At 56.2% G+C, this 26,603-nt stretch carries 27 protein-coding genes and 1 tRNA gene; 16 read left to right on the top strand and 12 right to left on the bottom strand.

The features are described from left to right. Positions 1-2 precede the first annotated feature (2 nt). The 3 genes from AC2FPW_RS10035 to AC2FPW_RS10045 all read right to left on the bottom strand — a co-directional run bounded on the left by AC2FPW_RS10035 (position 3) and on the right by AC2FPW_RS10045 (position 2,620). A complete protein-coding gene (locus AC2FPW_RS10035) occupies positions 3-1,133 on the bottom strand; it encodes a lytic murein transglycosylase (RefSeq protein ID WP_496813542.1) in 1,131 nt (376 codons plus the stop codon). A 113-nt stretch (positions 1,134-1,246) separates the two neighbouring features. Beyond that, entirely contained in the window at positions 1,247-1,894 is a 648-nt protein-coding gene (locus tag AC2FPW_RS10040; protein WP_480473964.1) for a GntR family transcriptional regulator, read from the bottom strand. Between the two features lie 30 nt (positions 1,895-1,924). Then, positions 1,925-2,620, bottom strand: a complete 696-nt coding sequence (locus AC2FPW_RS10045) for a M48 family metallopeptidase (protein WP_496813544.1) — start codon at positions 2,618-2,620, stop codon at positions 1,925-1,927. Between the two features lie 100 nt (positions 2,621-2,720). On the opposite strand from AC2FPW_RS10045, the gene AC2FPW_RS10050 reads away from it, so the two are divergent. From AC2FPW_RS10050 to AC2FPW_RS10080, 7 genes are all read left to right on the top strand, one after another. Then, positions 2,721-3,047: a TIGR02300 family protein gene (locus AC2FPW_RS10050; protein WP_267366159.1), complete on the top strand. Its 327-nt coding sequence runs from the start codon at positions 2,721-2,723 to the stop codon at positions 3,045-3,047. A 143-nt stretch (positions 3,048-3,190) separates the two neighbouring features. After that, a tRNA-Ala gene (locus tag AC2FPW_RS10055) sits at positions 3,191-3,266 on the top strand. An 880-nt stretch (positions 3,267-4,146) separates the two neighbouring features. Beyond that, positions 4,147-4,392, top strand: coding sequence for a hypothetical protein (locus AC2FPW_RS10060; protein ID WP_496813546.1), 246 nt, complete (start codon positions 4,147-4,149; stop codon positions 4,390-4,392). 95 nt (positions 4,393-4,487) lie between these two features. Next, positions 4,488-4,919, top strand: coding sequence for a c-type cytochrome (locus AC2FPW_RS10065; protein WP_480483822.1), 432 nt, complete (start codon positions 4,488-4,490; stop codon positions 4,917-4,919). 10 nt (positions 4,920-4,929) lie between these two features. Beyond that, on the top strand, positions 4,930-5,271 hold the full coding sequence (locus AC2FPW_RS10070) for a copper resistance CopC family protein (protein ID WP_496813547.1): 342 nt from the start codon (positions 4,930-4,932) through the stop codon (positions 5,269-5,271). 2 nt (positions 5,272-5,273) lie between these two features. After that, a complete protein-coding gene (locus tag AC2FPW_RS10075) occupies positions 5,274-6,140 on the top strand; it encodes a CopD family protein (protein ID WP_496813548.1) in 867 nt (288 codons plus the stop codon). Positions 6,141-6,151: 11 nt separating this feature from the next. Then, on the top strand, positions 6,152-6,586 hold the full coding sequence (locus AC2FPW_RS10080) for a c-type cytochrome (protein WP_496813549.1): 435 nt from the start codon (positions 6,152-6,154) through the stop codon (positions 6,584-6,586). A gap of 337 nt (positions 6,587-6,923) precedes the next feature. Here AC2FPW_RS10080 and AC2FPW_RS10085 read toward each other — a convergent pair whose 3' ends face one another. The 6 genes from AC2FPW_RS10085 to AC2FPW_RS10110 all read right to left on the bottom strand — a co-directional run bounded on the left by AC2FPW_RS10085 (position 6,924) and on the right by AC2FPW_RS10110 (position 10,251). Beyond that, positions 6,924-7,583 carry a DUF2461 domain-containing protein gene (locus AC2FPW_RS10085; RefSeq protein ID WP_496813550.1) on the bottom strand — a complete coding sequence of 220 codons (660 nt, stop codon included), beginning with the start codon at positions 7,581-7,583 and terminating at the stop codon, positions 6,924-6,926. A gap of 12 nt (positions 7,584-7,595) precedes the next feature. After that, on the bottom strand, positions 7,596-7,934 hold the full coding sequence (locus AC2FPW_RS10090) for a TfoX/Sxy family protein (RefSeq protein WP_480586549.1): 339 nt from the start codon (positions 7,932-7,934) through the stop codon (positions 7,596-7,598). Between the two features lie 5 nt (positions 7,935-7,939). Continuing rightward, on the bottom strand, positions 7,940-8,161 hold the full coding sequence (locus AC2FPW_RS10095; protein ID WP_480774487.1) for an MAPEG family protein: 222 nt from the start codon (positions 8,159-8,161) through the stop codon (positions 7,940-7,942). Between the two features lie 24 nt (positions 8,162-8,185). Continuing rightward, the gene (locus AC2FPW_RS10100) at positions 8,186-8,572 is read right to left on the bottom strand and encodes a VOC family protein (RefSeq protein WP_496813553.1); all 387 of its coding nucleotides are present in this window, start codon (positions 8,570-8,572) and stop codon (positions 8,186-8,188) included. Between the two features lie 68 nt (positions 8,573-8,640). Then, a complete protein-coding gene (locus AC2FPW_RS10105; protein WP_496813555.1) occupies positions 8,641-9,876 on the bottom strand; it encodes an RNA polymerase sigma factor in 1,236 nt (411 codons plus the stop codon). A gap of 3 nt (positions 9,877-9,879) precedes the next feature. Further along, positions 9,880-10,251, bottom strand: coding sequence for a YciI family protein (locus AC2FPW_RS10110; protein ID WP_496813556.1), 372 nt, complete (start codon positions 10,249-10,251; stop codon positions 9,880-9,882). A 227-nt stretch (positions 10,252-10,478) separates the two neighbouring features. Between AC2FPW_RS10110 and AC2FPW_RS10115 the strand changes: the two genes are divergently transcribed. After that, positions 10,479-12,701: a HEAT repeat domain-containing protein gene (locus AC2FPW_RS10115; protein ID WP_496813558.1), complete on the top strand. Its 2,223-nt coding sequence runs from the start codon at positions 10,479-10,481 to the stop codon at positions 12,699-12,701. Positions 12,702-12,800: 99 nt separating this feature from the next. Here AC2FPW_RS10115 and AC2FPW_RS10120 read toward each other — a convergent pair whose 3' ends face one another. After that, positions 12,801-13,706 (bottom strand): LysR substrate-binding domain-containing protein, encoded by a 906-nt coding sequence (locus tag AC2FPW_RS10120; RefSeq protein WP_209598847.1) that lies wholly within the window; start codon positions 13,704-13,706, stop codon positions 12,801-12,803. Between the two features lie 178 nt (positions 13,707-13,884). Between AC2FPW_RS10120 and ugpB the strand changes: the two genes are divergently transcribed. The 5 genes from ugpB (at position 13,885) to AC2FPW_RS10145 (ending at position 18,991) form a co-directional block, all read left to right on the top strand. Further along, entirely contained in the window at positions 13,885-15,195 is a 1,311-nt protein-coding gene (gene ugpB / locus AC2FPW_RS10125) for a sn-glycerol-3-phosphate ABC transporter substrate-binding protein UgpB (RefSeq protein ID WP_496813559.1), read from the top strand. A gap of 63 nt (positions 15,196-15,258) precedes the next feature. Next, positions 15,259-16,140, top strand: coding sequence for a sn-glycerol-3-phosphate ABC transporter permease UgpA (ugpA, locus tag AC2FPW_RS10130; protein WP_209505975.1), 882 nt, complete (start codon positions 15,259-15,261; stop codon positions 16,138-16,140). Positions 16,141-16,160: 20 nt separating this feature from the next. Continuing rightward, the gene (gene ugpE / locus AC2FPW_RS10135) at positions 16,161-16,997 is read left to right on the top strand and encodes a sn-glycerol-3-phosphate ABC transporter permease UgpE (protein WP_209506351.1); all 837 of its coding nucleotides are present in this window, start codon (positions 16,161-16,163) and stop codon (positions 16,995-16,997) included. 3 nt (positions 16,998-17,000) lie between these two features. Then, positions 17,001-18,056, top strand: coding sequence for a sn-glycerol-3-phosphate ABC transporter ATP-binding protein UgpC (ugpC, locus tag AC2FPW_RS10140; RefSeq protein ID WP_496813560.1), 1,056 nt, complete (start codon positions 17,001-17,003; stop codon positions 18,054-18,056). Next, on the top strand, positions 18,056-18,991 hold the full coding sequence (locus AC2FPW_RS10145) for a glycerophosphodiester phosphodiesterase family protein (RefSeq protein WP_496813562.1): 936 nt from the start codon (positions 18,056-18,058) through the stop codon (positions 18,989-18,991). The genes ugpC and AC2FPW_RS10145 overlap by 1 nt, the downstream gene beginning before the upstream one ends. A gap of 72 nt (positions 18,992-19,063) precedes the next feature. On the opposite strand, the gene AC2FPW_RS10150 is transcribed toward AC2FPW_RS10145, so the two are convergent. Both AC2FPW_RS10150 and AC2FPW_RS10155 read right to left on the bottom strand, forming a co-directional pair. Continuing rightward, the gene (locus AC2FPW_RS10150) at positions 19,064-20,749 is read right to left on the bottom strand and encodes a tryptophan halogenase family protein (protein WP_496813563.1); all 1,686 of its coding nucleotides are present in this window, start codon (positions 20,747-20,749) and stop codon (positions 19,064-19,066) included. Positions 20,750-20,822: 73 nt separating this feature from the next. After that, positions 20,823-22,340 (bottom strand): malonate--CoA ligase, encoded by a 1,518-nt coding sequence (locus AC2FPW_RS10155; RefSeq protein WP_496813564.1) that lies wholly within the window; start codon positions 22,338-22,340, stop codon positions 20,823-20,825. A gap of 280 nt (positions 22,341-22,620) precedes the next feature. Here AC2FPW_RS10155 and AC2FPW_RS10160 point away from each other — a divergent pair, with 280 nt between their 5' ends. Genes AC2FPW_RS10160 through AC2FPW_RS10170 form a run of 3 tightly spaced genes read left to right on the top strand, consistent with a single transcriptional unit; the run spans position 22,621 to position 26,370 of the window. After that, complete coding sequence (locus AC2FPW_RS10160) at positions 22,621-24,147, top strand: DUF4153 domain-containing protein (RefSeq protein WP_496813566.1); 1,527 nt, start codon at positions 22,621-22,623, stop codon at positions 24,145-24,147. Between the two features lie 13 nt (positions 24,148-24,160). Next, the gene (locus AC2FPW_RS10165; protein ID WP_480586575.1) at positions 24,161-24,853 is read left to right on the top strand and encodes a response regulator; all 693 of its coding nucleotides are present in this window, start codon (positions 24,161-24,163) and stop codon (positions 24,851-24,853) included. Next, complete coding sequence (locus tag AC2FPW_RS10170) at positions 24,838-26,370, top strand: sensor histidine kinase (RefSeq protein WP_496813567.1); 1,533 nt, start codon at positions 24,838-24,840, stop codon at positions 26,368-26,370. Before AC2FPW_RS10165 ends, AC2FPW_RS10170 begins: the two co-directional genes overlap by 16 nt. The last annotated feature ends 233 nt before the right edge of the window (positions 26,371-26,603 follow it).

Consider the following 26,603-nt stretch of genomic DNA (forward strand, 5'->3'; position numbering starts at 1 on the left):
GGTCAGCCACCCAACCTGCGCAACAACGCAACCGAAGGCTCACCTGTCACGGGCAGACCATTGGCGCTTTGATAAGCGCTGATGGCTGTGGTGGTGTTGTTTCCGATCACGCCATCTGCGCCCTGCGTGTCATACCCCGCAGATGTCAGGCGGCGCTGCAATTCCTTGCGGTCGTCCAGCGTCAGCCCACTTGCGTCCGGCCCAAACGAGGCCTGAAACGGCGCGCCGCCCGCGATCCTGTCCGCCAGATGACCGACACCGATCGCGTAGCTGTCCGAGTTGTTGTAGCGTTTGATCACCTGGAAATTGCGAAACACAGCGATGCGGGGCCCGGGTGTTTGCGGCTGCAACACGGCTACCGGAGCACCGGATACACGCCCCGCCTCTCCGCCCCACGGTTGGCCCCGCACCCAACCTGCACGCGCCAGATAGGCCGCCGTCGAGGCCAGCGCATCTGTCGGATCATCTGACCAGATGTCGCGCCGCCCGTCGCCGGTGAAATCCACGACATAGGCAAGATACGAGGTCGGAATGAACTGCGTGTGCCCCATCGCCCCGGCCCAACTGCCGGTCATGTTGGCAGGCGTGGTATCGCCGTTCTGGAGGATCTTCATCGCCGCGATCAGCTGGCTTTCAAAAAACTGCCCGCGCCGGCCATCATAAGCCAGCGTCGACAACGCCGATATAACAGGCACATCACCGCGGCGCGCGCCATAGCGGCTTTCCAGCCCCCAGACGGCCACGACGATTTCCTTATCCACGCCATATTGCGCTTCGATCCGCGACAGAGTGCCGTTATGTTGCCGCAGCATCTGCTGGCCGGTGCTGATCCGCTCGTCCGACGCCGCGATGGCTAGGTAATCTTCGAGGCTGCGCTTGAATTCGACCTGATTTCGATCGCGTTCGATTACGTCGGGCAAATACCCGGCCCCCTGAAAGGCGCGGTCAACGGTTGTCCGGGAAATCCCCTGCGACACTGCCCTGCCCTTGAAACCGGCAACCCAGGCATCCCACCCGGCATTGGGAACAGCCCGCATCCGGGTTGCAGGCGTGCCGGACGGAGCGGCACCACCCGTGCAGGCGGCCAAAAGCGTTGATCCGAGGCAAATGGAAAAGGTCCGGCGAGTTATCATGGTTTGGGTCTGCTCTTGTTTGTGATTTGCCGCAAGAGTAACCCAGCCGGGTTGCACAGGCCAGAACAGTGACACCTTGGAAGGGCGCTTTGACGATGTCGGCAGGAAGCCGCTCAGCTGACCAGCAAACGCAGCCCTTGTGTCACATCCGAGCGCACTGCCAGCCGCAATCCCGGCTCGTCCCCGGCCTTGAGCGCGGCGATGATCAGCTTGTGGTAATGTGGCGGCTCTGCGCGCCTGAGACGTCCGTAAAGCGCCCGCATCGTCGGCCCAAGCTGCAGCCAGACGGTTTCGGCAATGGCCAGCATCGCAGGAGCCTGAGCGCGCAGATACAGGGTTCTGTGAAATTCCAGGTTCGAACGGATATAGCCAACCGCATCCCGTTTGGTCACCATCTCGGCAACTGTCATGTTGATGCTCTGCAACCTATCGATCAGGGCCATGTGTGCCCTGGGCAAGGCCCGGCTTGCCAGTTCGACCTCAAGCAAGGCGCGCAAGGCAGCCAGTTCCTCAATCCGGTCATTCGTCAGCTCTGGGGTCGATACCCGGCCCGATGTGGACAGGAACAATGCCCCTTCTGCGGCCAGGCGGCGCACCGCCTCTCGCGCCGGGGTCATTGAGACGCCGAACTCCTTGCCGATGCCCCGCAGGGTCAGGGCCTGCCCCGGTGCCATCTCACCATGCATGATCCGGGATCGCAGTGCCCGGTACACCCGGTCATGTGTTGCGGTCTGGGTTTCGGAAGGGCGTGCGGTCAACATATGCTCATGTGATCACAAAAAGGCGCCACGTCAACTCGGCTCGGCATCAAATCTGTAGCGATGCAACTCGGCCCCGTTGTCGCGCAACCAGCGGCGGGGCGGCTTATACGGGCCAAATATCTTTTCGACCTGCGCCCAGAAGGCAGGCGAGTGGTTCATCTCGGCAAGATGTGCCACCTCATGTGCCGCGACATAGTGCAACACATCAGGAGGCGCCAGAATAAGGCGCCACGAAAACATCAACCCGCCATGCGAGCTGCACGACCCCCAACGCGACCGCGTGTCACGCAGGCTGAGTGTCGTGTACGAACGCCCCAGCATGGCTGCATAATCATCACAGGCTCCGGTCAACCGGTCCCGCGCCAGTTCCTTCAGGAACCGGCCCAACCTGCGGGCCTCGGCCCCTGTGGGCACGGCAACCTCATCTGCATTCAGCAAAACCCGCCGCCCGGTTGCAGGAACGATTCGGCGCGCTTTCCCTTCGATCGGGATTACTTGCCCAAACTGCACGGTGGCCATATCGGGCCGACCCTGAAGATGCTGCCGGATCCACCCTTCCTTGGTGCGCGCAAAACTCAAGGCCTCAGATTCCGGCACGCCATTCGGGTAAGTCAATGTTACGCGCCCATCCAACTGAGAGATTCGCAGGCTGATACGCCGCGCCCGAGCCGATTTGCGCAATCTCAGTGGCACCGGCGGTGTCCCTGGCAATGCGTGCTCTCCCATATCTCGACCTCTCTTGCGCAAAGACTTTGACAGTGCCCTCTGCCTGTGGCAGGTGAGCTGAATCATTTAGACGACTCACCTGATATCAAGGGGATTTGACATGCCCAAGGAAGAATGGGGCGTAAAGCGTGTTTGCCCGACAACCGGTAAGCGGTTTTACGACCTGAACAAGGACCCGATCATCAGCCCCTACACTGGCGAGATCGTGGAGCTTGAAACATCCAAAAGCCGTATGATCTCGGCGGATGCAGAAGACGCAGCTTCGGTCAAAGCACGTGAAAACACGGCGGATGACGATCTGGTTCTGGACGATGATGACAACGTCGACGTGGATTTGGATGACGATCTGCTGGACGATGATGATGACGACAATGATGATGTTTCTCTGGACGACATCACCGACATGTCATCAGACGACGACAACTGACCTAGTAAAAGGCGATCCCCAGGGTCGCCTTTTTCACCTGAGGAGCAGCCCGGGTGAAAATTCGCGCCCGATTCAAACTTTGGACTTGCACTCGCTGCCGCTGTCTCCTAAACGTCCGTCCACCGTACTGATGGTACAATGATGGGGCCTTAGCTCAGTTGGGAGAGCGCTTGCATGGCATGCAAGAGGTCAGGGGTTCGACTCCCCTAGGCTCCACCAAAACCTAACAATACAACCAGATAGCAAGCATTAGAGCGGTGTGACACACAGGTGTGACACAAAATGAAGCTGTATGCGTATCTCTCACTGTCCAGACATGGCGTTTATTACTTCCGTTGGCCCTTGCCCGACACAAGACCAAGCACCAAACGTCGGGCAGTGCATTGATCTGTCGCCCACCAGCCCCGGAAAACATCATTCCAACGGATCAGAGGCCGACGATGCACTAACAATCAAACTGGACCAGTCAGATGAGGCTGTTCACTATCAACAGCGGCCCCGTGATTACCAAACATAAACTGGCTAGACTGATTGTTTGCGAGTGCGCCTTTTCTAAGTAGCTTACTCAAACGCCCCACAACGAGCTTCGCCGATAGCGTCATGGTGAGGTCCATAGCAACCCTCTGCACCATGGCCGTGCCAGTCACCGTGGTGATGCCTGTCCGTGCATGCGGCCATAGCTATGAGTATAGCCAAAAACGCCACCGTTCCCCGGGTTGCTTTTATGCTGATGCTCTGACCCATTTGCGAAGCACCTTGCCAACAACTTGGCAAACTACGCTTTGACACATGTCAACACTCAACTGCAACGTCGTCCACATCACTGCAGTTAGGGGGTTATTAAGACGGTCCTTCTCGTGTTGCTGTCTAGGAAAAGGGGAAGCTTCAATCAATTGTCCGAACAAAAAACTGGTAGTGATCCGAAAAACCAAAGGGCTGGCGTTGTCATGCTTGGTCTACTGCAGTAGCGTCCTGAACCATGGTCATCCGACGATACTCACTTTTGCTACTCGCTGGCATTCTGGTCATCCTGACCGGGTTTGGTGGCGTTGCTCACGCGCGATCGGATGGCTGCATCGGTCTTGGCTGTGAAAGCCACATGCAATCGGCAGAACACATTTTCGTGGCGAAAAACAGCATCGACAAATCGACCCTACACAGCCACCACGACCCGGACTATTCAGGAACCGGCGAGTGTAATCCCTCTATCTGCCAAGCAGTTATTTTGCTCGCCCAAAACGGGGAAGCCGCGCAGGGTCAACGTGAAATCGCACCCGAGTTCCAGGTTGGAGCCCAAGCCAAGCCGATTGAGCCGGATAACCCTTACAAGCCCCCTGACTTTTGAAGCAGCGTAAATCCTTGCGAAATTCTGCGACCTGCGCGTGCCGCTGTTCGCAGTGAATCGCAGCACTACCAGCTTCCAAAAGTCAGGATCAACTCATGAGAAAAAGTCTCTTATTCATCGGCGCAGGCACCGTCGCAGCCGTCGCCGCTTTCATAACCCTTCGGCCCGGCCCAATCGAAGAGGCCACATCGCCAGAGACAGGCACAGGCGGCGCCATAGTCGCAATTCAGATGCCGCCAATCGAGGGCAATGCAGTAATCGGTCAGCGTGTCTTTGATGTCTCTTGCGCTGCTTGCCACGGCGTCAATGCGGTCGGTGTAGAAGGCGCAGGACCGCCTCTGATCCACAAGATATACGAGCCCAGCCACCACGCTGACGAAGCCTTTCAGAGGGCGGTTTCACAAGGTGTAAGAAGCCATCATTGGCAGTTTGGTGACATGCCGCCGGTCGAGGGATTGACGCGAGGTGACGTTGCCATGGTGATCGCGTACATTCGTGAAATTCAACGTGCCAACGGAATAAATTGAGGACAGGGCCATGAAAAAGATCATAACGCTCGCAATCATGGCTGCTATTCCCAGCGGGGTACTGGCGCATTCCAAGGCCGAAGAAACGACACCTGCCAATGGGGCGACTGTAACCTCTGTGCCCGCCGAAATCGGCCTCAGCTTCACCAAGGACATCCGGCTGACGCGGATAGAGATGGCCCATGAAGAACACTCGGCAGTAAGCCTAGATTTGGGGGACCAGACAAGTTTTAGTCAGGAGTTCACGATCCCACTGCCGGGCAATGGAACCGGCACCTATGTCATCGAGTGGCGTGGTTTAGGTAAAGACGGCCATGCGATGCAGGGCGAGTTTTCCTTTTCCGTGGAATGAGCATGCCAGACATTTGGGGAGTTGTCGCAATCCTCGCAAAGCTGGTGCTCTACATCGGCTTTGCTGGGTCCACCGGGCTTGTCGCCGTTAAGTGCCTTTTTTCCGAACTAGTCGCGCCGGTAAGCCTTGCGATGAAGCGCCAAGCCTTGGTCTTGGCGTGGCTTTCCCTCGCAGCAACGGTATTTGGTTTCATGCTCCGAGGAGCCGCCTTAACGGGCGGAGTTGACGGCATGGTCGATCCAGAGATGCTTGGCTTGCTTTGGCAGACCTCCGTAGGCGACGTACTTGCTTATCGCCTTTCAGGCGCAGTTTTGATCCTTGTGGGACTGTCTGTTCCTCGCTTTGGTCTATGGATCGCGCTGTTGGGTGGCACATTGGCCATGTGGTCCTTTGCACAGATCGGACATGTGCCGGAACTGGAGAGTGTTGGCGTCCAACTCTTGCTGCTGTTGCACCTGCTGTGTGTGGCCTTTTGGGTGGGTATATTTGGCCCGCTGCGGAGTATGGCTCTCATGCCTGAACACCTGACAGATGCAGCAGCGTTAGGGCACAGGTTTGGACAGGCTGCTGCACTAATTGTGCCAACGCTAGTCGCGGCGGGTCTGTGGATGGCTTGGTTGCTTGTCGGCAATCTCCAAGGGCTCTTGATCACTGGCTACGGGCAGGCGCTGTTGATCAAGGTGTTTCTTGTGGCACTGCTGTTGATCCTCGCCGCTGCCAACAAGCTCCGATTTGTTCCGGCCATGCAAAGTGGAGAGGCAATAGCAGCGCAACGCCTCGCCCGATCCATCGAGGTTGAGGCAATAATCGTATTAGTGGTGCTGGCGACAACGGCAACACTCACGAGCGTACTAACGCTTCCGAGTTAAGGTAGGTAGAGATGAACAAACACCTTTGCGCACTGGCTATATGCAGCATCGGTACGAGCCTTGCTGCAGATCATGAGTTGTTAGATAGAGACCTAGCGAATGGGCAGGAACTCTACGCAGTGCACTGTGCCTCATGCCATGGAGTGAATCTGGAAGGCCAACCCGACTGGCAAACACCCAACGATGACGGGGTGTTGCCCGCGCCACCACATGACGTGACAGGGCACACTTGGCACCACGACAACCAGCTACTGTTCGAGTACACCAAACTAGGTGGGGCAGACGCATTGGCAGCACGCGGCATTAAAGACTTCAACAGTGGTATGCCGGGTTTCGAGGGCACGCTGACTAACGAAGATATTTTGGACGTGCTGGGTTACATACGCTCCACATGGCCCGACGATGTTCAGCAAATGCAGGCCAGCCGCAACCTTCCCCACCAGTAAAAGACAGCTGGCCTCGTAAAGGTTTGGACGTACACAGTACACCGTAGCAGGTTGTGCAACTTCAAGTGTGACTTCAAGAGAAGCCACAGTACAAACAAGAAATCTACAATAGTATTTACGATCAGTGTATTAGGCGTTCGTCGGCGTTCCCGCAGGCTCCACCATATCCAAACAAAACAAACAGAGGGCAAACACTGGAGCGGCGTGGCACACAGGTGCGACCCAAAATGAAGCTGCATACTTATCTCTCGCCGTGCAGACACAGCGTTGAACGATTGAGGTCGGCACCTTGGCGATATCCATCGAGCCTATGTTCCCCGCATATGGAAAGATGGGGTTACTCGACCCGAGAAAGCAGCAGAAAAACAGGTAAGAGATCCTCGAACAATTCTATAGTTCGTTCAATGAGGTTTGGTTCGATAGCAAAGGCGGGATTTCCCAGATCCGTCCAGACGGTAAAGCCTTTGCGGCGCAATGCTTCATCATTTGGATGATCTTTGTCAAAACCGGAGGGAACACGTTTCAATTCAGGATCCCCGACCCGGAATCCACGCTTTCGCATCTCAGCGGCAAGCTGTATCACCTCTGCCCCTTTGGGGCCTGCCATCTCTGTTCGAAAGGCATCCAACGCTTCCTTTTCGTACTGAAACACCCCGCAGCCAAGCGCCAGATCATCGGGTGAGAGCCCAAAGAACCACATCGGTGGCTGATCCGCATTCCCGTCAGGGATAAACGCAATATGCAGGTGTGCGTTGTAAGGTGTTTTGTCCTTGGAAAATCGGACATCCCGATGAATACGAAAAATCTTGCTGCTGTGGGTCTGGCCAGTCAGATCAAGCAATGCATCCGCCATGTTATCCGCGAAGTGCCTGCTGGCCTCCTTCAAATGGGTCTCGTAAATTGCCTTGTTGGCTGCAAACCATTCCTTCGTGTTATTGGCCCGCAAGTCCCTGAGAAAACCAAGCGCTGCGGGTGAGAAACTTTCAAATTTGGCCATTGATTTCTCCGTTCAGTCTTTCGCGGGAAGGGCTGCGGCGTGTTCGAGACAAAGGTGTAACCAGCGCAGCAAAGCGGCGTCATCGCAATCGCTCTCATCCACGCGGATAAAACCACCCAGTTTGCGTGCACCGTGAATCACTTCCTGAGCCGCAGGGTCCGCCAGCGCAATGCTTTCGTTGTCCTTGCCCACCCGGAACATGAAACGGCCCAGCCCGTCGTTATGCCGCCGCGCCCCGCACAGCATGTTGCCGTTCAAGAAAAAGCAATTGCCACCCATCATGCGCTTTTCTGAAATGCCCACATGCGCGGCCAAAGCGTCACGAATGCGTGCGTTGAGGGTTTCATCCACCGGCATCAGCTGGATGCCTCAGGCTGCCGGTGGATCGACGGCGCGAACGAAACATATTCGACGAAGTTTCCATTTGACCGCATTACGCGCAAGAGCCTGTTGCCCCCATCCCATAACGGATGGATACCCGCCTTAGATCGACGCAGGCCAAAAGCAGTCGCCAGTGGAACGGTTACCCAGACCAATACCGCCGCAATAACCTGCACGATGTGCGAATATTGTTCCATCTGCGCCCTCCTTTCAGGCAGTTCTCAGGGTTTCATGCTTTCATAAGTGATCAATGCAAAGCGGGCACCTTGCGGGTCGTTCAGCGTGGCCATGCGACCGACACCCGGCATATCCATCGCGGGTTGAAGAACTGTGGCGCCTTTGGCTTCGGCCTTTGCAACACTCGCATCCACGTCGGCCACCGTGAAGAAGATCGTCCAGCTTCCATGCGCCTCCGGCATTGGTGAAAAGCCTCCGATAGCGGTCTCGCCCACAACTGCGGCCGAATAACTTGACCCATCCTGCATCGGCATATCGGTGATCGTCCAGCCCAGCACATCCTGATAAAAGGATTTGGCCTTGCTCTGATCCGGCCCAGAATGCCCGATCCATCCTGAATTTCCGACAGCCGTCATCTCAAGTATACTCATGGGTACCTCCGTTGGTTACGCCCGCCACATACGGGTCTGACCCTAGGACGTATGAGGAGTGTGTTTTCCTACAGGCCCTCCAATTCTTTTTTGCTAATTTTGATTTTTTCGTTGATCACGTCGCACTCCAACGCGGTGGGAGAAAGCGCCAACACGGTTTCAAAGGCGGAAATGGCGTCTTTATGATCCCCCGCTTCTTGCAAAAGGCCACCTCGCATCGCGTGAAACCAACGATAGTTGGACAGCTCCTGTGACAGCGGATTCATTGCCTTCAAAGCATATTGTGGACCGTGTAGCTTGGCCTGTGCGGCAATCTGGTTGAGCCGGATCACAGGTGTCGGCTGCAATGCGTAAAGGGCGGCGTAGTGGCTTTCGATTAACGCCCAGTTGGTTTCTTCGGACGAGGTTGAACAGGCATGTGCCTGAGCGATTGCAGCCTGGATGATATAGACCCCGCGGTGGCCAATCCGCTGGGCTTTTTGCAACAGCGATGTAGCCTCAGCGATATTCGAGCGATCCCAAAGATCGCGGTTCTGATCGTCGAGTGCGACGAGCTTGCCTTCGGTGTCAATCCGGGCCTGGCGCCGGGCGTGTTGAAACAACAATAGCGCCAGCAATGCGGCCTGCTCGCCCATTGCAGGGAACAATGCGACAAGAAGGCGGGCAAGCCGGATCGCTTCTTTGCATAGCGTGAGCTTGATTTGCTGCGGCCCGGCCGAGGTCGACCACCCTTCGCTGAACATCAGATAAACCATTGTCGAGACTTCACCCAACCGGGCTTGCCTTTCAGCCGGGCTCGGCGTTTCAAAGGCGACCGGGTTATTTGCTATTTTCTTTTTGGCGCGGGTAATGCGCTGTTCCATGGTCTTGGATTTGACCAGAAATCCGTTGGCGATCTCATCGACGCTCAGCCCCGCGACCACCCGCAAGGCGATGGCGATCTGATCCCGCCGATCCAGTTCCGGGTGACAACAGATGAACAGCAAGCGCAGGACATCATCCCGCATCTCGTCAGGGTCGGGTGTTTCCGCCGGCATCGGTTGAAACTCCTCTGCGTGGCGCGACAGGATTGCCGCGCGCCGCCGGGATTTGCGTAAATCATCCAGACCCGCATTCCGGGCCGTGGCCAGAAGCCATGCCAATGGATCCCGAGGCGCCCCGTCCTGGGGCCAAACCGCCAAGGCTTTCAGGCAGGCGTCGGCAAAGGCCTCCTCTGCGGTGTCCAGATCCCGAAAAGCCCGCGTCAGGGCAGCAATGGCGCGCGGGCGTTGTTCAGCAAATGTGGCCTCCAGCCAGTCTGACATGATCTATTCCGACGATATGGCACCCCCCGCCCAGGCCACAGGCCGAACTTCCAGCCGCGCGACCGGTGAAGAGATCAGTTTTGCATGTTCCAACGCTTCTTCAAGATCTTTGAAATCAGCGGCGTAAAACCCAAGGAAGTTTTCCTTGGTCTCGGAAAACGGGCCATCGGTGATCAGGCGGGCAGCACCTTCGGACGCCGCCGGTTCGACCATTACCGCTGACGTTGGCGGCATCAGTTTTATCGACACGAACTCTCCGCGTTCCGACAAAACCGCATGCAGGGCGCGATGGCCTGACATCACTTCGTCCTGGCGATCTTTCGGCAATGCCTCGAACACGCCCGGTTCCCCATAAATTGTGATTGCGTAGATCATTTTCGCCTCCATGCGTTGGTCGCATTGTGCAAGGACGCGCGACGCCATGCAAATCCGACAACACGCAGAGCCGACAGATTGCCCGGACCGCTTTTGTCTGAAAACCCAGCGGTCCGGGCTTCCATTTCCATCCAGATAACAGGTCGGGGGATTTCAAAAAACGGAGCAAAACCGGTACCTTGAAAACCGGTTTCCAGAAAAATGTCCAAATGGTAGGCTGCGAAACTATGGAAAGCCGGCCAAATCGTCGATTAGCAGCCATCTTAGCCGCCGATATCGCAGGCTATTCAAGATTGGTTGGCTTGGATGAAGAAGGCACCATCGACAAGCTGCGCCGGATCCGCGCTGAAGTCATCGAGCCCTTGATCGCCGGGTATTCAGGGCGCATTGCGAACACAGCCGGTGATAGTTTTCTGATCGAATTCCCCAGCGCGGTCGATGCGGTTCGCGCTGCAGTCGAGATACAGGCCGAACTGTCGAAAAGAAACTCGGATACCGAACCCGACCGCGCAATTGTTTTTCGGATCGGTTTGAATGTCGGCGATGTCGTCTCGAACGCCGACGACATCCTGGGTGATGGTGTCAACGTGGCCGCACGGCTTGAGGCGCTGGCAGAACCTGGGGGGATTATCGCCTCGCAGGCGATTGTCGGATACGCGCGAAACAAGGTGCCCTTCGCCTTTACGCCAATTGGCCCGCAATCCGTCAAGAATATCGCGGACCCCATTGAGGCGTTCCGCGTCGAAACAGATGCGTTGACCCGGGCGGTAAAGCAAAAAACGAAGAAAGCGCCGCGTTCAATGAAGCTAGCTGCAATCCTGATCGTGTTGGGCGCGACCGGGTATATCGGGACAAAGACATGGGAAAAGGGTCAGTTGCGCGCTTCTGAAGCACAGATGGCTTACCCTCTGCCGGACCTGCCCTCGATCGCCGTGCTTCCCTTGACGAATTTCACCAGCGACGCGTCCAACAAGATGTTGATAGATGGCGTTTCCGAGGATCTGATAACGGACCTGTCCCGCATATCAGGGTTATTTGTCATCGCCGGAAACACATCCTTTGCATTTCAGGACCGCGACATTGATGTGGCAGGTTTTGCCGAGAAACTGGGCGTTCGCTATGTCGTTGATGGGAGCCTTAGACGCAGCCGAGAGGGTTTTCGGGTCAACATCCGCCTGACGGACACGTTGAACGGCAGATTGATCTGGGCGGAACGTTTCGACGGTGAAATCGATGAGATCTTCGACCTGCAAAACAACATTGTACTGGCGATTGCGCGCGAGTTGGATGTCCCGCTCGACACGCAAAGCCGGATTGCCATCGAAAGCATAGAGACTGAAAAGATTGAGGCGCGCGAAGCGTTCCAGCGCGGGTGGGCGCTTTATTCACGCTTCAATGAACAGGACAATCTGGCCGCAATTCCGCATTTTGAGCGGGCTGTCGAGCTGGACCCGAATTATGCGCGCGCCTGGGCGATGTTAGCTATGGTACATTTGCGACCGCACATCTTCCACCACTGGTCAGGCTTTGCGAATGCTGAAGAACAGATGCATATCGGGCTGTTCTATAAATACTACCGTGAACTGACGCATCAGGACACCTCTCTTATCCACGTCATCAGGGCAATTGTCGCTCTCAACCTTCCGGACTGGGACAGCGCCGAGGGTGTAAGACGGGGAACAGAAGAAGCGAGACAAGAAGCCGCGAAAGCCATTGCCCTGCAACCAAGCGACCCCGAAGCGCATGTGACAATGGGATGGGCCTTGATCGCGGGTGGCGAGCCAGAGGAAGGGTTGGCATTTGTACAGGCTGCAATGCGCCTCGACCCGGAATACCCCAGCCACTACGCGCTATTTCAAGGTGCTGCGCTGTTTGCGATGAATGATCTGACAGGTGCAGAGGCCGTTATTAGGTCTGAGCTGGACCGAAACCCGCAGGCAGTTGAGTTGATGCCATTTGCAGCGTCGGTTCTGGCCTTGAATGGCGACAGAAGCAGCGCGCGTGCAATGATCGAACAATGGCAGGATGGAAAAAACGAGAAGGTTCTGGGCGAAGCGGTGCGCGATTATTTCTTTATCGTGCGATGGATCGGCGAGCATCAGCATTTGAACAATCGCTTGAAAAACGGCCTTCAATTGGCCGCGCTTCCGCCGAGCACGACAGTTGCAAGCCTAAAAGCTGATCTGATGCGCGGAGATGCCAAGGAACAACGTGACGCGGCTCAGTCTTTGGCGCTCTTTGGAGCTGACGCAGCCCCAGCCGTTCCGGAACTGATCATGCTGTTGGGCAGCCCTTCGGTTTTTGTCAGAAAAGAAGCCGCCAACGCATTGGGTGAAATCGGCGGGAAAGCATCCCCCGCTTTGCCTGCATTGGAAGCAGCCGCAGACGGGTCTTTGTCGGGTAGATTTGCCGCCCGAGCCATTGAACAGATACGCGGAGCCTCACAATAACGACGACTTTGGGCGTATTCGATCCCTTGGCTCCTGCTTTTTCTGGAGAGTGTTGGCTGGAAACGCGGGCAGGTATCCTTCGTCCCGGTGACCGCAGCCTCACGCAAGTGTTCTGAACGCATTCAGACTTTCGCTGAAATGCTCGATGAACTCCAGTGTTATCAAAGACGGCTGCTTCAGAACCGGGCGTACCAGCGAAAGTGTATGCGGCAAAAACGGCTTGAATGGCCTGTAGCTTAGCCCCCGGTCTGTGTAATGGACAGCGTCCAGTTCGCTGACGATTGAGACACCAACGCCTTTTATCGCCAATTCACATGCCGCCGTGAATTGCCGGACTTCGATATGAGAGTTGAGTGTAACATTGGCCTGCTGAAATGCCTTCGAAAGCCGTCCGAAAAAGTCGCTGTCGCGCCGCGTATGTATGATGTTCTCATCTGCAAGATCGGATGGCGTCACCTCCGAGAGGTTCTCAAGCGCGTGATTTTTCGGGAATACGCAAACCGTGCGCACATCGACATTTCTGCTTTCGACCCCCGGATGACCGTTGAAGCCATCGGTGATTCCAAAGTCATATTGTTCGCCAACCATCCATTCCAATATCCGTTCCGGCCTGTCCGGTTCGATCGTCATGGTGACACCTGGCCGGTCTTTCAGAAAACTTGCCACAACATCCGGCAGATGGCTGGTGGCGAAACCGGGCAGGCAGGCGACGCGGATATGCCCGGCTTTACGCTGCGTGATATTCTGACTCGCGTCCGATATCTGCTTCATCAATTCCAGGACACGGTCCACGCTGGGTTGCAGATAGCGAACTTCCTGGGTTGGCACCAATCTCCCTTTGCGGCGATCAAATAGTTGAAATCCAAACGATTTTTCAAGATCCGACAGCAACCTGCTGACAGCTGGTTGGCTCACCCCCAAATCGGCGGCCGCTGCTGTGACCGAACCATTGGTGGTCACCGCCATGAGTGCTTCCAATTGCCGAATTCTCAAAGTTTGTCTCATTGCAGACCCAGTTCCGCTTTTTTATTCACGCTGTATAACATTGTATTATGTTTTTCGCCAATAAGTAGGGCTTGAATTATATTTCTGTAACGGTAACGTCGTGAAATCGTCATGTGTGTCGAATACGCGTTGCAGTCGGTACTCAACGAAGCATCAAACCTGATGCATGGGAGGAATCATGAAAAAGAATTTGCTTGGCGCTCTTGCCGTTACAACTGCCTTGTCCCCCTTGGCGGCAATGGCACAAACCGAAGTTCAATTCTGGCATGCCTTTACCGGCCGCCTTGGCGAACTTGTCAAAGCGCAGGTTGAAGAATTCAACGCCAGTCAGGATGAGTTTGTCGTGGTCGAAAGCCACAAGGGCAACTATTCAGAAACCCTGAACGCTGGCATTGCCGCTTTCCGTGCTGGCGAACAGCCACACATCCTGATGGTTTTCGAAGTTGGCACCGCAACGATGATGTCGGCAAAAGGCGCGATCAAGCCGGTCTACGAAGTCATGGCTGAAAGTGGCGCGTCTTTTGATCCCGATGCCTATATCGGCGCGGTGAAGGGTTACTACACCACCACCGACGGAGATATGTTGTCGCTGCCGTTCAACTCTTCCACGCCGGTCTTGTGGGTCAACCGCGACGCCATGCAGGCGGCAGGTGTTGATCCTGATACTGACCTGTCAACTTGGGAAAAAGTCGGCGATGTGCTGGAGCAACTCAAAACCGGAGGCGAGGACTGCCCGCTGGTGACGGCATGGCAAAGCTGGATTCACCTGGAAAACCTGTCAGCCTATCACAACGTTCCGTTTGCATCGCAGGACAATGGTTTTGCCGGTCTGGACACAGAACTGATGCTGAACGGCCCGGTACAGGTCGCGCACCTGAGCGCCATGGGCGACTGGGCCAAGGATGGGAAATTCATCTATACCGGTCGCAGAAATGAAGGCGGCGCAAACTTCAGGGCCGGAGAATGTGCCTTGTTCACCGAAAGCTCGGCCGGGTATGCCGGTATCAAAGCCGAGGCCGAGTTCGACTTTGATGTGCGCCCGCTGCCGTATTGGGAAGCGGTCACAAGCGAGCCTCAAAACACCATCATCGGCGGTGCATCCCTTTGGGTGATGGAAGGTCATGATCCCGAAGAATATAAAGGCGTTGGTGAGTTCCTGAGCTTCTTGTCCTCGTCCGACGTTCAGGCGGCATGGCACCAGAATACCGGCTATCTTCCGATTACCGCAGAAGCCGGTGAAGCGACTCGTGCGGCCGGTTTCTATGATGAAAACCCGGGCACCGATATCGCTGTGATCCAGATGACCGCGAAAGAGCCGACAGCAAACTCGAAAGGTCTGCGTCTGGGATCGTTCGATCAAATCCGCGGTATCATCGATGAGGAGCTTGAGGCCATCTGGTCCGGCGAGAAATCCGCCCAGGAAGCCATGGACAGCGCAAAAGAACGCGGTGACGCGCTTCTGCGCAGGTTCGAATCGGCAAATCAATAAACCTCTGAAATCCGGTGCGGGCTCGGCAGAGCCCGCATCCACTTTTCTCGGCGGGTCATCAGGATGGAAAAACGCGTCACATTTCGCGGCTGGCTGTTGCCATTGGCGCTGATCGCCCCACAGGTCGTCATTTCTGCCGTATTCTTCTTCTATCCCGCTGCACAAGCTGTATGGCAGTCGCTGTTCATCCCAGATCCGTTCGGGTTGTCGTCCAAGTTCGTCGGTCTGGGCAATTTTGAATTTCTGCTAAGCGACAAGTTTTATCGCGCATCCTTCGTAACCACGGCGGTGTTTTCGACGCTTGTTACGCTCTGCTCCATGATCCCGGCCCTGTTTCTGGCTGTCATTGCAGATCGGCTGATCAAAGGATCCGGAGCTTATCGGACGCTGCTGATTTGGCCTTATGCAGTCGCTCCCGCGGTTGCAGGTGTGCTCTGGCTGTTCATGTTCAACACGCGCGTCGGTGTCGTGTCGTGGTATCTTGGACAGCTGGGCTATGACTGGAACCACGTCTTGAATGGCACCGAGGCGATGGGGCTTGTGGTTGTCGCTTCGGCCTGGGGGCGCATCAGTTATAACTTTTTGTTCTTCTTCGCCGCACTCCAGTCGGTTCCGCGGTCGGTCATCGAGGCCGCCGCGATCGATGGCGCACGGTTCTGGCGCAGGTTTTTCACGATTGTCCTGCCGTTACTGTCACCGACAGCTTTTTTTCTGCTTGTTGTGAATGTGGTCTATGCGTTCTTTGAAACTTTTGGCGTGATCCACACAATCACCGGCGGCGGTCCGCAGCAGGCCACGACCATTCTGGTCTACAAGGTGTTTTCAGACGGGTTCGTCGGTCAGGATCTGGGATCGTCTTCGGCGCAATCGGTCATCTTGCTGATTGTCGTCGGCCTGCTGACCGTCATCCAGTTCAAATACGTGGAAAAGAGGGTGCATTACTGATGGCAACCCAACAGCACGGAATGGTCGAAAAGCGCGGAGCGGGCATCTGGCTGACACATGCCCTGATGATCCTTGGCGTTCTGGTCATCTTCTTTCCGATCTGGCTGGCATTTGTTGCCTCAACCGTTACCCAGCCGGAAGTTGTATCACCGCCCATGCCGCTTTTGCCGGGTGATCAGTTCTGGGAGAACTACAAGGCAGCCCTGTTTTCCGGCGTGAATGTCCCCGTCGCAACGATGCTGTTCAACAGCCTTGTAATGGCCATCGGGATTGCAGTGGGCAAGATCATCATTTCACTGCTTTCGGCATTTGCAATCGTCTATTTCCGCTTTCCCGGTCGAACAACGTTCTTTTGGCTGATCTTCCTGACCCTTATGTTGCCGGTCGAAGTGCGCATCGTTCCGACATTTGAGGTCGTGGCCGGGTTCGGCATGCTCAACAGCTACTACGGGCTGATCTTTCCGCTGATCGCCTCGGCCACGGCGACCTTCCTGTTCCGTCAGTTCTTTCTGACAATCCCGGACGAGCTGGCCGAAGCTGCGCGTGTGGATGGCGCCCGACCGATGCGGTTTTTCATAGACATCGTCGTACCGATGAGCCGGACAAACATCGCGGCACTGTTCGTCATCCTGTTTATCTATGGGTGGAACCAGTATCTGTGGCCGCTGCTTATCACCACCGACCCTGAAATGAACACCATTGTGATGGGCATCAAGCAGATGTTCCCGTCTGGCGATGATGTAGCTGATTGGCCGGTCATCATGGCGACCTCCATTCTGGCGATGATCCCGCCGGTCATCGTGGTGGTGTCGATGCAAAAGCTTTTTGTCCGCGGCCTTGTCGATAGCGAGAAATAGAAAATGGCAACAGTAACCCTGGAGAATGTCAAAAAGAGCTTTGGCCCGACAGATGTCATACATGGCATCGACATCCACATCGAAGATGGCGAGTTTATTGTCATCGTCGGCCCTTCGGGCTGCGGAAAATCCACGCTGTTGCGGATGGTGGCAGGGCTTGAGACCGTGACCGCGGGTGAAATCCGGATTGGTGCGGAACGGGCCAACGAAAAAGAGCCGATGGATCGCGACATTGCCATGGTGTTCCAGAACTATGCGCTCTACCCGCATCTGTCGGTCCGGCAGAACATGGGTTATGGCCTTAAGATCGCAGGGTTGCCCAAGGCTCAGATCGATCAAAAAGTGACCGAGGCGGCCAGGCTATTGCAGCTTGAACCATTGCTCGACCGCAAACCCAGACAATTGTCAGGCGGCCAACGTCAGAGGGTGGCTATGGGGCGCGCGATTGTCCGTGAACCTGCGGTGTTCCTGTTTGACGAGCCGCTTTCGAACCTGGACGCAAAGCTTCGCGTGCAGATGCGGCTTGAGATTCGTGAACTTCAGGAAAAACTGGGGATCACGTCGCTTTATGTAACCCACGATCAGGTTGAAGCCATGACAATGGCCGACAGGATGATCGTCATGAACGGCGGTATCGCCGAACAGGTTGGCACACCGCTAGAGGTATACGAAACGCCAAGAACCCTGTTTGCGGCACAGTTCATCGGCAGCCCCGCGATGAATGTCTTTGAGGCCCAACGCGAAAACGGAACCGTCATGATTGGTGGGGTCGCGGTTGGTTCGTCGCAGGGCCCTGATACTGCCTTCAAGCTGGGGGTACGACCCGAGCATCTATTGCTGGATGACAATGGCCCGATTGAGGCTACGATTCAGATGGCAGAGCCACTGGGGGCAAACACGCTGTTGCACGGTCAATTGACCGGCTTGGGCGATCCGATCACGATCAGCCTTCCGGGCGTGCATCCGATTGAAGGCCGACATCCGAACATGCGGTTTTCTGTGTCCTCAGACCATATGCATATGTTTGACCGATCCACCGGTGAAAGGCTGGAAGGCTGATGGCATTCCCTCAGGTCGAGGCTTTCCGGGGGGGCGACAACCTGATCCGCATCGTAGGCCACCGGGGTGCGCGAGGCGTATTGCCTGAAAACAGCATGATTGGTTTTGACTTTTCGCTGTCCATTGGCGTGCCGCTTCTGGAGTTTGATGTTGTCCTCACGGCTGACGACATCCCCGTCATAACCCATAATCACCGGCTGCACGCCCCCAGTTGTCGCGATGCTGACGGCCAGTTTTTGACCGGGGAAGAGCCGAAGGTTTCAACTCTGACGTTTGAGCAGATTCAGAAGTTCGATATCGGGCGGTTGGATGGGAATTCTGCCTATGGTCGGCGATTTCCAGATCAGGCGCTAATGGATGGCGTTCGCGTTCCAAGACTGCTTGACCTCCTGGATCTGGTGAGTGACCCCCAACATAGCGATGCCTGTCTGATGCTCGAGCTGAAATCGGACCCCGATTTGGCCCATGACGCGCGCTATAGAGAGAAGTTTGTCAGTCTTGTTCTGCAAGAGGTTCGTTCCAAGGCCCTGTCGTCGCGTGTGGTGTTGCACAGTTTCGACTGGAATCTGTTAGAAGAATGTCAGCGGCAAGCGCCGGATATACCATCTTCTTATCTGACCCAACTTCCCGAAAACGCCGAGGATGTAGGGGAGGATTCGTCCAAGGCAGTCTGCCCGGATTTTCGCGGCCGCGAAGGCGATATTCCGCGATTGGTCAAGCAAGCGGGTGGCTCACTGTGGTGCCCGTATTATGCGGATGTAACTGCTGAAAACGTCGAACTGGCCAAAAATTTGGGCCTTTGCGTTGCGGTCTGGACGGTCAATGACCCTGAAGATATTGCCAAGATGATCGACCTGCGTGTGGATGCCATTGTTTCTGATTATCCGGGTCGGGTTCAAAGGCACTTGTCTGACCGGGGTATGAGCTGGCGCTAAACCGCCCTGAAGGCCGGGGCTGAATGCCTCGCCCTTCAGTTTATTGAATTCCTTCGTAGGGGCAGAGAACCCTTAGAACAGTTGCAAATCCTTCGCGCCGCTTTGGATTTCAGCAAAGTTCGGCATGTTCTGGATCGTAACAGGTGCAGGCTTCGTGCCCGGCATCGCAACTGTCGGCTTCGCCACGTTCGCCATTCCAAAGACCGGTTTTTCCAGCTCACCCCGGATATCGCGCAGCAGCGTTTTATGATCCGGCATCGCTTTGATTATCTGCGCAAGGTCCTCTTTTGCGCGCTTCATGCCCTGGAACCAAATCACTTTCTTCAACGGCCGCAAACGATCACGAATGCCGGTGCCGTAACCCGTATCATAGACCTGTTTACCCAACAGAACCGTCTGATAAACGCGATGGTCGAACAGCGTGGCAAATTCCACATCGTGATCCATCGGCAGACGGTGCTGCCACAACTCCAGATTCTCGGCCAGCCGATCCGGTATCTTCATCTCTGTCCGCGCGTCGATCCAATACGGGTCATCCTTTCGGTTGCCCAATCGGTAGTGCAGACAGATGAATTCAAGAACCTCGTTATAAAGCTTGTCCATCTGCCGGTTGTATCTTGCCCGCAGTGACGGCGCGACATCGCGCGTCGGCAAGTGTTCTGCAAACCAGCGCACTGCGTGGTCAATCATGTGGATCGCGGTACTTTCCAACGGCTCGATAAACCCGCCGGACAGACCAATTGCCACGCAATTCTTGACCCAGGCATTGCGCACGCGCCCGACGCGCATCGGGATTACACGCGGTGTCAAACCCTTGCCGCTGTCACCCAGCCATTCAAGATATTCGTCGGCCGCCTGATCATCCGTTCGATGCGCCGAGGAGAACACATAGCCCGTACCCACACGATTGTAGAGCGGCACCCGCCACGTCCACCCCGCGCCCAGCGCGGTCGACCGCGTGAGGCTTTCGATCTTGTTGGGATTGCGGTGTTCGACCTGCAACGCCATGGCGCGATCATTGGGCAAATATTCCGAATAATCCAAAAACGGCTCGCCCAGCGCCTGATTAATGATAAGGCCGCGGAACCCGGTACAATCGATAACCATTTCAATGTCATGACGGCCCGCGCGCTCAAGCATCAGATGGCTGACGTTGCCCTGTTCATCCAGCTCAACCTTCTGTACCTCGTCCTGAATATGCTCGACACCGCGCTTGGTGCAGACCGTGGTTAGCATGCCCGCAAACTTCACGGCATCCAGATGATAGGCATAGCCAAAACGCTGTTCAAACTCGGGCTGACCCAGCTGCCGCGCGCCTTTGCACAGACGGCCCAGATGATCGTGGGGCGAAATGGACTGTGTAAAGTCCCTCTCTCCATTGCCAAAGCGCAGGAAATACTCGGCGGCGTCCAACCCTTCCAGCATCTGGCCATGGGCAAAGGGGTTCACGTAATCGATGCGTTTTCCTTTGGGGTCCTTGTTCCAGTTGCAGAACTTCACGCCCAGTTTGAAGGACGCGTTCGTCTCGCGGAAAAAATCCCGTTCGGAAATGCCCGCCTGACGGAGCGTGACCGGCATGCGTGGCACCGTAGCCTCACCCACACCCACGGTCGAAATATTGGGGCTTTCGATCAGGCATATATGTGGTCGGTCTTTTGTTGCTGAAGTGCGTGAAAACACCATGTCCAGGATCAACGCGGTCATCCAACCTGCCGTGCCGCCACCTACGATGGTGATTTTGCGCAAACGATTGTTCATATTCTTCTGTCCCCATTGGTTTTGAGGACTATATCAAGTTTCCGACGCTTATCTAGGCTCTGCCATTATGTGCTTATGACCCAGCTTTGAACATATCCCTGTACTGGTCGCGCAAGATGTTCTTTTGGACTTTTCCCATCGTATTGCGAGGCAATTCATCCAGTTGAATAAGCGTGCGGGGATGCTTGAACCGCGCCAGGCTGTCGCGCAATGCGCCCATGATCGCGTCGAGATCCGGAGATTGCCCGGATTCGGCAACAATCAGGCCCAGCACGGTTTCACCGAAGTCGGGATGCGGCACGCCGATCACTGCACTCTCCAGAACACCGGGCTGGCCGTCCAGAACCAGTTCAATTTCCTTGGGGTAGATATTGTAGCCACCCGAGATGATCAGGTCCTTGTTGCGCCCGACGATATGGACATACCCATCTTCGTCGATACGCCCAAGATCACCGGTGATAAAGAACCCGTTTTCGCGCAGCTCGGCAGCCGTCTTTTCCGGCATCTGCCAATATCCCTTGAATACGTTCGGGCCACGCACTTCGATCTCGCCGATTTCACCCTGCGGCAAAGGGTTACCATCTGCATCGCATATCTTCAGTTCGACCCCCGGCAAAGGAAACCCGACCGTGCCCGCGCGACGTTCGCCGTCATAGGGGTTCGAGGTGTTCATATTGGTTTCAGTCATGCCATAGCGTTCTAGGATACGATGCCCGGTACGCTCTTGAAATTGTGCATGGGTATCCGCCAGCAATGGGGCCGAACCCGATACGAACAAGCGCATATGTTTGGTCAACTCGCTGGTAAAACGCGCGTCTGCCAACAGGCGCGTGTAGAAGGTCGGCACGCCCATCATCGACGTGGCGTCGGGCATGCTGTCAATGATCTGATCAGGGTCGAATTTTGGCAGCCAGATCATGCTTCCGCCGACAGCCAGAATGATATTGGTGGCCACAAACAGCCCATGCGTGTGAAAGATCGGCAGCGCGTGCAACAGAACGTCTTCCGACGTAAACCGCCACTCTTTGACCAGTGTCCGCGCATTGGACAACAGGTTGTTCTGGGTCAGCATCGCGCCCTTTGAACGTCCGGTGGTGCCCGACGTATAAAGAAACGCTGCCAGATCCTCACCATCCCGATCCACAGTCGCAAAGCTGTCTGGCATTGCTGCCGCCAGATCCATCAGCGAGCCCGAGCCATCCGCATTCAGCGTTTCCACCCTGCCCCCAAAACGCTCGGCAATCGGGGTCAGTTGGTCTTTGCTTCGGCCATCGCAGACAACAAGTGACGCGCCGCTGTTTTCGATGAAATACGTCAGCTCGTCCACGGTATAGGCGGTGTTCAGCGGCAGGAAAACCAGACCGGCCTGCGCACATGCCGCGTAAAGCGCCAGCGCCTCAGGCGATTTTTCGACCTGAGCCGCAACGCGGTCCCCGGGTCTTAGACCCAGTTGCGTGGCCACATGGGCGATCCGGGCGGCTGTGCTCAGAAAGTTTCGATAGGTGATGGTCGTCCCGTCTGTCAGGTTAAGGAAAGCCGTATCTTTGCCGGCGTGAATGCCAAACAGATCATCATAGAGAGGGTTAGCCATGTTCGATCCTCCGTTTCCCCAGCCATAACGGCGAACCGCTTCTCAGGGGAAGGTTCAACTATGTCACACTGCGCTATTGCTTGCAGTTCAATGTCTGGACGCGTCGCTTTTACTGCGCGGCGCGAGTTGCAGCTCGGAACCCGTGGTGTGTAAAGCCTTTCACCGCCTCTGCACATTTTCTGCACGAAAACCCTATGAAGGCTGCGGATACGTCGCGCCAAAGATGCAAGCGCCGCAGGCAATCTGCCGGGAAAGGAAACCTGTAAGCAGGAGACGGGACATGAGGCAGGAACTGACAATTCGCGGCGTGCCGGACAGCATCGTGCTGGACGCGTGGTGGCTGGGAAAGATGGACGAAGTCCCCCGATGGAGAGGCAACAGACGACAGCAGAGTGGTTCTCTGATGTCTACTCTGAAAATGCGCCATGCAATCCCGCTTCTTGCATCGCTGGTGGCGCTTGCTGATTGGTTGTTTTGGGAACAGCCGCTAGGCATTTCTGTCTCAGTCTTCGCGCTGGTCTTGTCCGCCGCGATCATGGCGATGAAACCCCGACGTGCGACTGCAAAGGAGTGGTCAATAGCCGCCGCATTTGCCTTGATCACCAACCTGCCGGTGGCCATCGATTTGCAGCTTCTATCATTATTGTTCAGCCTCGCAGGTTTAGTCAGTCTGGCCACCTGGGCGCTATTCGGTCAGGCTGTAAACGAACGTCTGCTGCTGCGAACCGCCCTGCGACTGCCTTCCATCGGTGCGACGCTTTTGCTGCGCGACACATGTCGCACCGCGGTGGCCGCCGATCTTGGGTCCGACAGCCGCCGCCACGCAGCATCGCTGGCCTTGCCCCTGCTATTGGGTGCGGTCTTCCTTGCGTTGCTGGCCGCCGCCAATCCGGTGCTGGAAGACCTTCTGGCCGAGCTGGACCCAAGTCTTCTGTTCGAAGGGTACTTTTGGCTGCGACTTCTGTTCTGGGGTGTTATGGCCTCGCTGCTGTGGCCGTTCCTTAACCTCAGCGATCCATGGCTGGGCGGCATTGCCCGCCCCGCCACCATGCCGAAGACAGGCCCAAGCCGGGCCGCATTTCTGATCAATCCAATCTCGGTGCGCAACTCGCTGTTGCTGTTCAACCTGATGTTCCTTGTACAAACCGTGATGGACCTTGGTATCCTGACCGGCGGTGTATCCCTGCCTCAAGGGATGAGCTATGCCGCTTATGCCCATCGGGGCGCTTATCCGCTGGTGGCGACGGCCCTGATGGCGGGCGTATTCACTCTGGTCACTCACAGCATGATCGGCGCGGACCGGACGTTGCGCATTCTGATCTATATGTGGTTGGCGCAAAACGTGTTCCTGGTGCTGACAGCTGCCATCCGGCTGCATCATTACGTCGACGCCTATGCGCTTACCTATTTGCGGGTGGCCGCCTTCATATGGATGGCGCTGGTTTTCACCGGTTTGCTGCTGATCGTGGTGCAAATCCAACGCGGCTTTGGTACAACCTGGCTTCTGCGTCGTTGTTTTGCAGCGCTTCTGGTGGTCTTGTATATCTGCAACTTTGTGAATTTCGCATCAGTCATTGCCAGCTACAATCTGAGCCACGGCAGCGCTCTGACGCAACAGGATACCGGTTACATATGCAGCCTTGGTGCTGATGCTTACCCCGCTATCCGTGATCATGAAACCAGAACCGGACAGCAGGTCTGCGACGTATGGATGCGATATGATCTGAAAAAGGATGCAATCACCAACTGGCGCGAATGGGGCTTTCGGAGATGGCGAATCCAAGCCTATTATCGGCAGCAGAGTTGAAGGACCCCATTTGATGCCTGCACGCATTCTTGTTGTCGACGATGATCCGGATATCCTTGAGGTGACAAGGTTCGCGATTGAAAAGGCAGGTTATGCGCCACTTCTGGCCAGCGACGGCCTGACCGCGCTTGATACAAACCGCCAGGAAAACCCCGACTTGATCGTGCTGGATATCGGGCTGCCCGAAAAGGATGGTCTGGAAGTATGCAGGGACATCCGCAAATCCTCGGACGTGCCGATCCTGTTCCTGACCGCCCGTGATGACGAGGTCGACCGTATCGTCGGGCTGGAACTGGGCGCCGATGATTATCTGACCAAACCCTTTTCCCCGCGCGAATTGGTGGCCCGGATCAAGGCCATCCTGAAGCGCAGCGCGCCGACACCTGCCCAGCCCGATCCGGTGCTGTCGCAAGGCAGCCTGCACCTGGATGCAGAGCGGCACCTGTGCAGGTTCGCGTCAACGCCTGTGACGCTGACCGGATCGGAATTTCGGCTGCTGGCAACTCTGATGGCCCGTCCCGACCGCGTTCTGTCCAGGGCGCAGCTGATCGATGCGCTTTACGGCTACAACATCCACGTCTCGGACCGCACCATTGACAGCCACATACGCAATGTCCGTGCCAAACTGGCCCAGGCCGGCTGTGCCGAAGGGATCGTGACCATTCACGGTGTCGGCCTCAGGATGGGTGCATGCACGCCCGGCTGAACCGCAAATGGCGCCCCAGATTGTGGACCATCGTTCTGCTGGTGCTGGGCATTGTCCTGTGCCTGCCCTTTGCCGGGCTGATCCTGTTCCGTTTTTACGACAGCCAACTGGTACAACAGACCGAAGAAAGCCTGCTGACACAGGCTGCGGTTATGTCAGCGGCGTATGCCGAGCTTTATGCAGATGCAGCCGGGATCAAGCCACCCCGCCCGAGTGCAATCTCAACCGAGTACGCGGTGTTCCCTTCACTGTCGGTCAATCGCGAAACGGTTCTGCCGCCGCGCCCGGACGCGCGACCGGCAACCGTCCGTCCCGGTTCGGGTTATCAGGCCATCGCCACCCCACTAAGCCGCATCGCCAACGCCGCCCAGGCGCAAACCCTTGCGGGTTACCGGATGCTGGATGTCGATGGGAACGTGTTTGCCGGTACTGCGGAAATTGGCCAGAAGCTGGACCATGTTGACGAGGTTCGCGAGGCCCTTTCAGGGAAAACCGTCTCGGTCGCGCGCACCCGCGTGCGCGAGGATGCAACGCCTGCGCTTTATACCCTCAGCCGCGGTGCCCGCGTGCGCGTTTTCGTGGCGATGCCAGTGTTCGTGGATCAGACCCTTATCGGGGCGGTTTACCTGAGCCGCACCCCGAACCATATTTTCCGCTTTCTGTACGGCGAACGTTTCAACCTTGCCAAAGCTGCGGCATTTGTTGCTTTGTCCACGGCGCTTATCGGGTACGTGTTCTGGCGGTTCATCACTCGGCCGATCCACCTGTTGAACCAGCGCAGCCAGATGGCGGGTTACGGAGGTCAGGCATGGGAACCACCAGACCAACTTGGCACGCGGGAAATCGCGGATCTGAGCCAGAGCTTTCAATCGCTGACGGAACGCTTGCAGGACAAGCAGGACGGATTGAAAACGTACACCGCCCATGTCACCCACGAGCTGAAGTCACCCCTCACTGCCCTGAAAGGCGCGGCAGAGCTGCTGCGCGACGATGATTTGCCACCCGCGCAGAAACACCGCCTGCTGGACACTGTAGACAAAGGTGGAAAGCGGATGGAGGATCTGCTGGCCAACATGCGCGCCTTCAGCCTTGCCGATCAGAGCGCCATTAACGGTACATGCTGTCTGAACGACATCACTGATCAGCTCGTCCAGACTTTCCCGGCGCTTGCGATCAAGGCTGAGAACAATCATCTGCCCTTACCCGTCGCGGCGCCCACCCTGCACATCATGCTGACACATATGCTTGAGAACGCTCAGCAACACGGCGCGCAGAATGCCGTGCTGACAGCCTATCAGGTCGACGGTGTCATCTGCCTAAAAATCGCAGATAATGGCGCCGGTATCAGTGAAGGGAACAAGGACAAGGTTTTGCAGCCCTTCTTTACGACAAAAAGAGAGGCCGGTGGCACAGGTATGGGCCTGAATATTGTCAAAGCGACCATGGAAGCAATTGGTGGGCAACTCAGTGTTGTGCCAAGCAACCAAGGCGCTTGTTTTCTTCTGATTTTTAATTAATCGGGCGCGCAAGCCGCCTGTAAAAGGGGCAACATTCGCTGTTCAGAAGCTCGGAGGTTCTGTCTATCGAACCGCAGTCGCAGACTTTGCGCTTAGCCGCCATTCGCTCTGACACCGCTGCGCGTTTTGGCACATCAATGTCCGAGTGGCGTCAACTTTGCTAAGGATTAGTTCGGGTTGATCACCAAAAGTGAGACAGGTCCGACGCTTTCCAAATGGCTCTTTCCGAACGC

Source organism: Ruegeria sp. SATB027, assembly GCF_059613825.1.